General features: G+C 66.7%; 8 protein-coding genes. 6 read left to right on the forward strand and 2 right to left on the reverse strand.

Annotation, left to right across the window (positions count from 1 at the left end; genetic code table 11):
* Nucleotides 1-31: 31 nt before the first annotated feature.
* Nucleotides 32-934 carry a LysR family transcriptional regulator gene (locus AC1DS6_RS25165; RefSeq protein WP_045237224.1) on the reverse strand — a complete coding sequence of 301 codons (903 nt, stop codon included), beginning with the start codon at nt 932-934 and terminating at the stop codon, nt 32-34.
* Nucleotides 935-1,049: 115 nt separating this feature from the next.
* Here AC1DS6_RS25165 and AC1DS6_RS25170 point away from each other — a divergent pair, with 115 nt between their 5' ends.
* Entirely contained in the window at nt 1,050-1,508 is a 459-nt protein-coding gene (locus AC1DS6_RS25170; RefSeq protein WP_441635969.1) for a PACE efflux transporter, read from the forward strand.
* Nucleotides 1,509-1,604: 96 nt separating this feature from the next.
* On the opposite strand, the gene AC1DS6_RS25175 is transcribed toward AC1DS6_RS25170, so the two are convergent.
* Nucleotides 1,605-1,814 carry a hypothetical protein gene (locus AC1DS6_RS25175; protein WP_045237226.1) on the reverse strand — a complete coding sequence of 70 codons (210 nt, stop codon included), beginning with the start codon at nt 1,812-1,814 and terminating at the stop codon, nt 1,605-1,607.
* Nucleotides 1,815-2,127: 313 nt separating this feature from the next.
* Between AC1DS6_RS25175 and AC1DS6_RS25180 the strand changes: the two genes are divergently transcribed.
* From AC1DS6_RS25180 to dacB, 5 genes are all read left to right on the forward strand, one after another.
* Complete coding sequence (locus AC1DS6_RS25180; RefSeq protein WP_441635971.1) at nt 2,128-3,408, forward strand: flavin-dependent oxidoreductase; 1,281 nt, start codon at nt 2,128-2,130, stop codon at nt 3,406-3,408.
* A gap of 128 nt (nt 3,409-3,536) precedes the next feature.
* On the forward strand, nt 3,537-4,649 hold the full coding sequence (locus AC1DS6_RS25185; protein WP_477103385.1) for an ABC transporter substrate-binding protein: 1,113 nt from the start codon (nt 3,537-3,539) through the stop codon (nt 4,647-4,649).
* Nucleotides 4,646-5,146, forward strand: coding sequence for a DUF3237 domain-containing protein (locus AC1DS6_RS25190; RefSeq protein ID WP_477103381.1), 501 nt, complete (start codon nt 4,646-4,648; stop codon nt 5,144-5,146). Before AC1DS6_RS25185 ends, AC1DS6_RS25190 begins: the two co-directional genes overlap by 4 nt.
* Nucleotides 5,147-5,177: 31 nt before the next feature.
* Nucleotides 5,178-5,759 carry a MarR family winged helix-turn-helix transcriptional regulator gene (locus tag AC1DS6_RS25195; protein ID WP_477103382.1) on the forward strand — a complete coding sequence of 194 codons (582 nt, stop codon included), beginning with the start codon at nt 5,178-5,180 and terminating at the stop codon, nt 5,757-5,759.
* A 36-nt stretch (nt 5,760-5,795) separates the two neighbouring features.
* The gene (gene dacB, locus AC1DS6_RS25200) at nt 5,796-7,340 is read left to right on the forward strand and encodes a D-alanyl-D-alanine carboxypeptidase/D-alanyl-D-alanine endopeptidase (protein ID WP_441635977.1); all 1,545 of its coding nucleotides are present in this window, start codon (nt 5,796-5,798) and stop codon (nt 7,338-7,340) included.
* Nucleotides 7,341-7,888: the final 548 nt, after the last annotated feature.

Below are 7,888 nucleotides of genomic sequence, written 5' to 3' on the forward strand. Positions count from 1 at the left end.
GCGGCGTGCGCGAGCCTCCGGAGTAGCGGCCCTATGCCGGCCGCTTCTCCGGACGCGGCAGCGGCTGCTTGCTCACCCGTTCCTTGAGCCACGTAGCGGCCTTGCCGAGCGGCCGCTGCTTGTGCCACACCAGCTCCATCGCCACCGGCCAGTCCTGGTCGTCGAACTCCAGCACCGGCGACACCAGTTGCGCCGCGGCCGGCGAATTGGCCGCCACGTGCCAGGGCACGAAGGCCCAGCCCAGCCGGCGCTTGACCAGTTCGACGATGACCCACTGGCTCTCCACCCACCAGACTTCGGCGGCCACGCGCAGCCGCATTTTTTCCTCGCTATCGCTGCGGGTCGCCACCATCAGTTGCCGGTAGCGTTTCAGTTCCTCCCAGCCCACGCGCTGGTCCGCGAGCGCGTGGTCGGGCGCGCAGATGATCTGCATCGGCACCCAACCCAGCGCACGGAAGCCCAGCTCCGGCGGCAACACCTCCTGGCGCCACATCAGGCCCAGGTCGGCGGAACCGGCCAGCACCAGCCGGCTGACATCCTCCATCAAGGGAAACAGCAGCTCCAGTTCCACCGCCGGGAAGCGCGCCGAGAACTCTTCGAGCAGCACGCCCAGGGTTTCCTCCGGATACAGCTCATCCACCGCCAGCACCAGGCGGCTCTCGACGCCTTCGCCCAGGCTCTTGGCCACACCGCGGAAATGCTCGCAACGCTCCAGGATCACCCGTGCTTCGGCCAGCAGGCGTTCGCCCGCGGCGGTCAGGGTCGGATAGCGGCCGGCACGGTCGAACAGTTGATTGCCGAGATCGATTTCCAGGTTGGCCACGGCCGCGCTGACCACCGACTGCGCCTTGCCCAGGCGGCGCGCGGCGGCGGAAAAAGAACCGCACTCGGCGGCGGCCGCGAAGGCCTGCAATTGTTCCAGGGAAAGGCTCATGGGATTCCTGATGGCGCGATGCCGTCACAACCATCGTTTTTAGCGATGGATACCAACTTGGCTATGCCACGATTATAGATAGAATGGCCTGCATTGACGCCAGACAGGAAGTATCATGCGCAGCACCAAGGACAGAATCCGCCACACCATCGGCTTTGAACTGATCGGCCTGCTGATCTTCGCGCCGGTGGGCAGCTGGCTATTTGGCTTCGCCCTGCACCAGATGGGCATCATTGCGGTGGTGGCATCGGTGATCGCCGCCGGCTGGAATTATCTTTACAACCTGCTGTTCGACAAGGCCATGCTCCGGTTCACCGGACAATTGCGCAAGCCGGTGGCCGTGCGCGTGCTGCATGCCATCCTGTTCGAACTGGGCCTGCTGGTGGTGTTCCTGCCGATGGTGGCCTGGTACCTGGACATGAGCTTGCTCGATGCCTTCATCATGGATATCGCGGTGGCGGCGTTCTACGTGGTTTATGCCTTCATCTACAACTGGGCGTACGACGCCGTGTTCCCCGTTGGCGCTGGCGCCCGGACCAGCACGAAAACAAAGGCTGTCGGGGAATCCGCCTGAGCGGCGCCCCTCCGAAAGCAAAAAGCGGATGCCACCGGCATCCGCTTTTTGCTTTGTAACGGCCTGGAACGTATGCCGGCCGGCAGCTTGTCCTGCTCACTTCCGGTCGGGGGTCGCCACATTACCGACCACGCCACCCAGGGCCGCGCCACCGATGGTGGCCGCCGGCCCGCCGATCAGGGCCGCACCGGCGACGCCGCCGACGCCTGCGCCAATGGCCGTATTGCGCTGCTTGGGAGTCATGTCGGCACAGCCCGCCACGCTAAGCAGGGTGGCAAGCAGGAGAGACAGGGTCACGGTACGCATGATGGGGCTCCTTGATGGATTGGCTTTGCGCCTGGCAATGCACCCATGCATTGCGGCAGTTGCTTTCAGTATGGATGCCGGGTAAGTCACGCGCGACCGGCAAGGGGCCTAACCTCTTGTCAGAGGAATCCCACAAGCTTCCACACAGGCTTGCCCCGGCATGCCCGGTATTGCGGGTTTCTCCCCACGTTTCAGAGCTTGATGCGATCATCCATTTAGTTATACTACATAACAATATTGCTGCTTGCCGCCGACCCTGCATGAGGGACCCACGCGGCGCGGGCAATCCATAACAAGCTGTGGAGACAACATCATGAAGATCGCGATAGCCGGCGGCGGCATCGGCGGCCTGACGCTGGCACTGCTTTGCCACCGGCACGGCATCGAGGCCGAGGTCTGGGAAGCCAGCGAAACGCTGCGCCCGCTCGGCGTGGGCATCAACCTGCTGCCGCACGCCGTGCGCGAGCTGGCGGAACTGGGGCTGCTCGATGCGCTGGCCGAACTGGCGGTGCAGACCTCATCACTGTCTTACTACAACAAGCTGGGCCAGCGCATCTGGCACGAGCCGCGCGGGCGCGCGGCGGGCTACGACCTGCCCCAGTTTTCCGTTCATCGCGGCGAATTCCAGATGCTGCTCTACCGCACGGCGGTGGAACGCCTGGGCGCCGATCGCGTGCACACCGGGCATACTTTCGAATCGGTGGTGAGCACCGGTGCGCGCGCCGGCGAGCCGGTGGCGTTCACGCTGTGCCGTCGCAGCGACAACGCCGAAGTCACGGCCCGGGCCGATGTGCTGGTGGGCGCCGACGGCATCCACTCCGCGGTGCGCCGCCACTTCTATCCGCAGGGCGACGCGCCGCGCTTCTCGCGCCGCACGCTGTGGCGTGCCGTCACCGAAGCGCCGCCGTACCTGGACGGCAGCTCGATGTTCATGGCGGGCCACCAGGACCAGAAGTTCGTGGCCTACCCGATCTCCGAACCGCTGCGCCGCCAGGGGCGCTCGCTGGTCAACTGGATCGCCGAGCTGCGCGTGCCCGACCACGTCTCGGACACACCACCGCGCAGCGACTGGAACAAGCAGGTCGACAAGTCCGTGTTCAGCGCGGCCTTTGCGAACTGGCGCTGGAACTGGATCGATATTCCCGCGCTGATCGACGGCGCCGAAGCCATCTACGAATTCCCCATGGTCGACAAGGACCCGCTGCCGCGCTGGACCTTCGACCGGGTGACGCTGCTGGGCGACGCCGCCCACCCGATGTACCCGATCGGCTCCAACGGCAGCGCCCAGGCCATCCTGGATGCGCGCTACCTGATGGACAGCCTGCTGGCCAACGGCGCGCCGCGCGATGCGTCCGGCGCCGGCTACGCACTGCGCGAGTACGAGGCGGAGCGGCTGCCGCGCACCGCCGCCATCGTCCTGCGCAACCGCCTGAACGGGCCCGAGCAGGTCATGCAGCTGGCCGAGCAGCGCGCGCCGCAAGGCTTCAGCGATATCGACGCCGTGATACCGCGCGCGGAGCTCGAAGCCATCGCATTGCGCTACAAGCAGCTCGCCGGCTTCGACCGGCAGTCGCTGCAGGCACCTGCGCGCTAGCCCACTGCTTCGCCCCTCGCATTACGCCCAACGACCGGCCCCGAGAAGCCGGCGTTATCACAAGGAAAAAAGGAGACATCGTGCCGCGCCCCAGCCCTATCCGCCCCGCTACCGCTGCCCGCCTCGCGCTGGCCGTGGCCGTAACCCTTGCCGCCGCGCCCGCGCTGGCCGACGTGACTGTCGGTGTCAGCATCTCGTCGACAGGCCCCTCGGCTTCGCTCGGCATCCCGCAGAAGAACAGCATGCCGCTGCTGCCGGAGACCATCGGCGGCGAGAAGATCCGCTACGTGGTGCTGGACGACGGCTCCGACCCCACCCAGGCCACCAAGGTGGCGCGGCGCTTTGTCAGCGAAGACAAGGTCGACATCATCCTCGGTTCGTCGGCGGTGGCGCCGTCGATCGCGATCGCCGAAGTCGCCGACGAGAGCCAGACCGTGCAGCTGGCATTCTCGCCCATCGAACTCAAGCCCGGCCGTGGCGAATGGACCTATCGGCTGGCGCAGCCGGTCAGGCTGATGGCCGAAGCCGTGGCGGAAGCGGCGCACGCCAGGGGCGTCAAGACCATCGCCTTCATCGGCTTTGCCGACGCCTACGGCGAGACCTGGCTCAAGGAGTTCACCGCCGCCGCCACCGCGCGCGGCATCCGCCTCGTCGCCACCGAACGCTATGCGCGCTCGGATGCCAGCGTGACCGCGCAAACGCTCAAGCTGATCGCCGCCCATCCCGACGCGGTGCTGATCGCGGGCGCCGGCACCGGCGCCGCCCTGCCGCACACCACGTTGCGCGAGCGCGGCTACGCGGGCCCGGTCTACCACACGCACGGCGCCGCCACCAAGGACCTGATCCGCATCGGCGGCAAAGCCGTGAACGGCTCCATCCTCCCGGCCGGGCCGGTGATCGTGGCCGAACAACTGGCGGACAACGCCGCGGTGAAAAAGCCAGGGCTGGACTATGTGGGCCGCTATGAAAAGCAGTACGGTCCCGAGAGCCGCACCCAGTTCGGCGCGCACCCCTACGATGCCGGCCTGGTGCTGCAGCGCATCGTGCCGGTGGCGCTCAAGCAGGCGAAGCCGGGCACGCCGGAATTCCGCAAGGCACTCAAGACGGCGCTGGAGACCGAGCGCAATATCGTGGTCTCGCACGGGGTGCTGAACTACACGGCGCAGGACCATTTCGGCTTCGACACGCGTGGCCGCGTGCTGCTGACCATCGACAACGGCAACTGGAAGCTGCTGAAATGACCACGCCCCTGGTTAGCGACGCGCTGCCCGCCCCCACGCTGGAACATGTGGCCGACTTCAGCTTCCGGCTGGCGCCGGCCACCGAGGTGGGCGCGAGCGCGCTGGGCAACCGCCGGGTGATCCCCATCCTGGACGGCGCGGTCAGCGGGCCGCGCCTGCAAGGGCGCATCCTGCCCGGCGGCGCTGACTTCCAGCTGGTACGGCATGACACGGGCAACGGCATCGCCGTGGCCGATATCGAAGCGCGCTACGTGCTGGAGACCACCGACGGCGCGCGCATCTACATCGTCAACGCCGGCTTGCGCAGCGGCCCCGGCGAGCTGATCGCGCGGCTCGGCGCCGGCGAGGTGATCGATCCGCGCCTGATTTACTTCCGCACGGCGCCGCGCTTCGAAACGGCATCGCCCGGTTACGACTGGCTCATGCAGCACCTGTTCGTCGCCACCGGCGCCCGCTATCCCGACCGGGTGGAAATGCGGTATTTTCGCGTCATCTGATCCCGTTTCATTCGACCGACGCCAAGGCATCATGACCACAGCAAAGGCGCGCCCGCGCCGCAGCCGCGACGCCCCCGATCCCGCCGGCGCCAGCCAGGCGGCCGACACCATCGGCGGCTTCGACCCACATATCCCCAACATCGACTACGGCGTGCTGGACAGCCTGGTCGGCTACGCCATCCGCCGCGCGCAGATCCGCATCTACGAGGACTTCGTCCAGTCGCTGGCGCAGTGGCACATCACGCCGCCGCGTTTCTCCGCGCTGGTGATCATCTCGCGCAACCCGCATCTCAAGCTGACCGAACTGGCCAGCATCCTGGGCATCGCGCGCTCCGGTGCGGTGCTGCTGGTCGATGCGCTGGAAGACATGAAGCTGGTTGCACGCCGTCCCGCGCCGCACGACCGCCGGGCCTACAGCCTGGTCCTGACGCCAGCGGGCCGCCGCACGCTGGAGGCCGCCACCACTGCGGTGTGCGCGCATGATGCGCGCGTCGCGGCCGCGTTATCGGCGCAGGAGCAGGATACGCTGCGCGCGCTGCTCGGCAAGCTGGCGCCGCCCTGTCCCGCCGGCATGGCCCAGCCGGCACCACCCGCGAGCCTCACGGAAATCTGAACTTCGCGTCATCCGCGCTCATGCCCATGCGTTAACATGGGCACCATGCCGAAACGCCCTTCCCCATTCCTTCACCGCCTGTTGCCGCTTTGCGCCGCCGGGCTGCTATGCATCGGCGGCCTGCCCGCCGCCACAGCCAAGGCCACCGTCCACAAGGCCAAAGCCTCCCACGCCGCTAACACGCCGACAGAACAGGCGGAGCCGCGATCGGGCCTGCCGGCCAGCGTGACGGGCGCGCTCAAGCGCGCACACGTGCCAGCCTCGGCCGCCAGCTTTTATGTGATCAAGGTCGGCGCGCAGGCGCCCCGCGCAAGCTGGAACGCACAGACGCCAATGAACCCGGCCTCGACCATGAAACTGGTCACCACCTTTGCCGGCCTGCAGTTGCTCGGCCCCGGCTATCGGTGGCAAACCTCGCTCTACGCCGACGGCCAGCCAGGCGCCGACGGCACCATCAACGGCAACGTCTACCTGCGCGGCCAGGGCGATCCCAAGCTGGTGCCGGAAGAAATGGCCAAGCTGGTCGCCAAGGCCCGCGCCGCGGGCGCCACCACCATCAATGGCGACCTGGTGCTGGACCGCAGCTACTTCGACTCCGCCATCGACAACGGCGCCACCATCGACGGCGAGACCCAGCGCGCCTACAACGTCAGCCCCGACGCGCTGCTGTATGCCTTCAAGACGCTGTCGTTCACCATCACGCCCGACCCGGCCAGCCAGTCGGTAGCGGTATCGGTCACGCCCGCGCTGGCGCAGCTCAAGCTGGACAACCGCCTGGCGCTGTCCAACGGAAAATGCGGTGACTGGTCGGCACGCGCCCGGCCCTCCGTCACGCAACAGCCCGACGGCACCGTGCTGGCTTCCTTCGACGGCAGCTACGCCGCCGACTGTGGCGAACACGTCGTTAATATCGCCACCCTCTCGCACAACGAATTCACCTGGGGCGGCTTCGTCGCCGAATGGCAATTCGCCGGCGGCCGCTTCACCCACCAGCCGGCGCTGCGCATGGGCCGCCCCCCGCGCGGCGCCTTCCTGCTCGCACGCCACTACGGCCAGCCGCTCTCCGATATCGTGCGCGACATCAACAAGTTCTCGAACAACGTGATGGCCCGCCAGCTCTATCTGACCATCGGCGCCGAGATGGATCGCAGCGGGCCTGCCAGCACCGCGCGCTCGGAGAAAGTGGTGCAACGCTGGCTGGCACGCCAGGGGCTGACCATGCCGGACCTGGTACTGGACAACGGTTCAGGGCTTTCGCGCGAAGAACGGATCAGCGCGTACGATATGTCGCGGTTGTTGCAGCAGGCGCTTGCCAGCGAGGTTGGGCCGGTGTTGATCGATTCGCTGCCCATACTTGGGGTGGACGGCACGTTGCGTAACCGGCTGACTAAGGCCGGCGCGGCCGGCAATGCGTATATGAAGACGGGGACGTTGAATGATGTGCGGGCGCTGGCGGGGTATGTGGATGCCCTGAACGGGGATCGGTATGTGGTGGTGAGTTATATCAACCATGCGAATGCAGCGCAGGCGCGGGATGCGCATGATGCGTTGTTGCAGTGGGTTTATCAGGGGGCGCCTTAAATTAAGGTTTTTTAGGGCGGGTGGCTTTGGCGGTGGGTGGTGTGAGCTGCAAAACCGTTGGTTTTTGATTGCTGGGTTGGGGGTGGTTTTGGCGGTGTTGGTTGTTGCACCCAACAGCGTACGACATCCCCCCTGCGGGGGGCTGCCGGTCACTCTTCTTTGCCTCGGCAAAGAAGACTAACGAGAAGAAAGCCGACCCTGCCGGGGGCAGAGCAATCAGGCTCTCGAATATCGATGATTTCGTCGTACGGCCCAGAGTGCCGGCGGGCTTCTGCCGGTACCGGTTTGAGCGGCCACGGATCTGCCAGCTTCCGGGATTCAGGGTGGGGCCCCCGGTAGCAGACATCACTGACTTCGAGCCGTCTGTCGCTCGCGAAATGGGCGGCCACGAAGTTGCAGGCGGTCCGGTTCCGTCGTGGGCGCGGTGGCACCGGGTGATATGCCCGAGGCCTTCACCACCGCGCCCGCCCCACCACGAAACCATGGGCATGTGATGTGTCGTGGTAGCCCGCGCCGGTAACGGCAGATGTGGGCATGGTCACCGCGCA

The organism is Cupriavidus sp. 05L310, assembly GCF_056398185.1.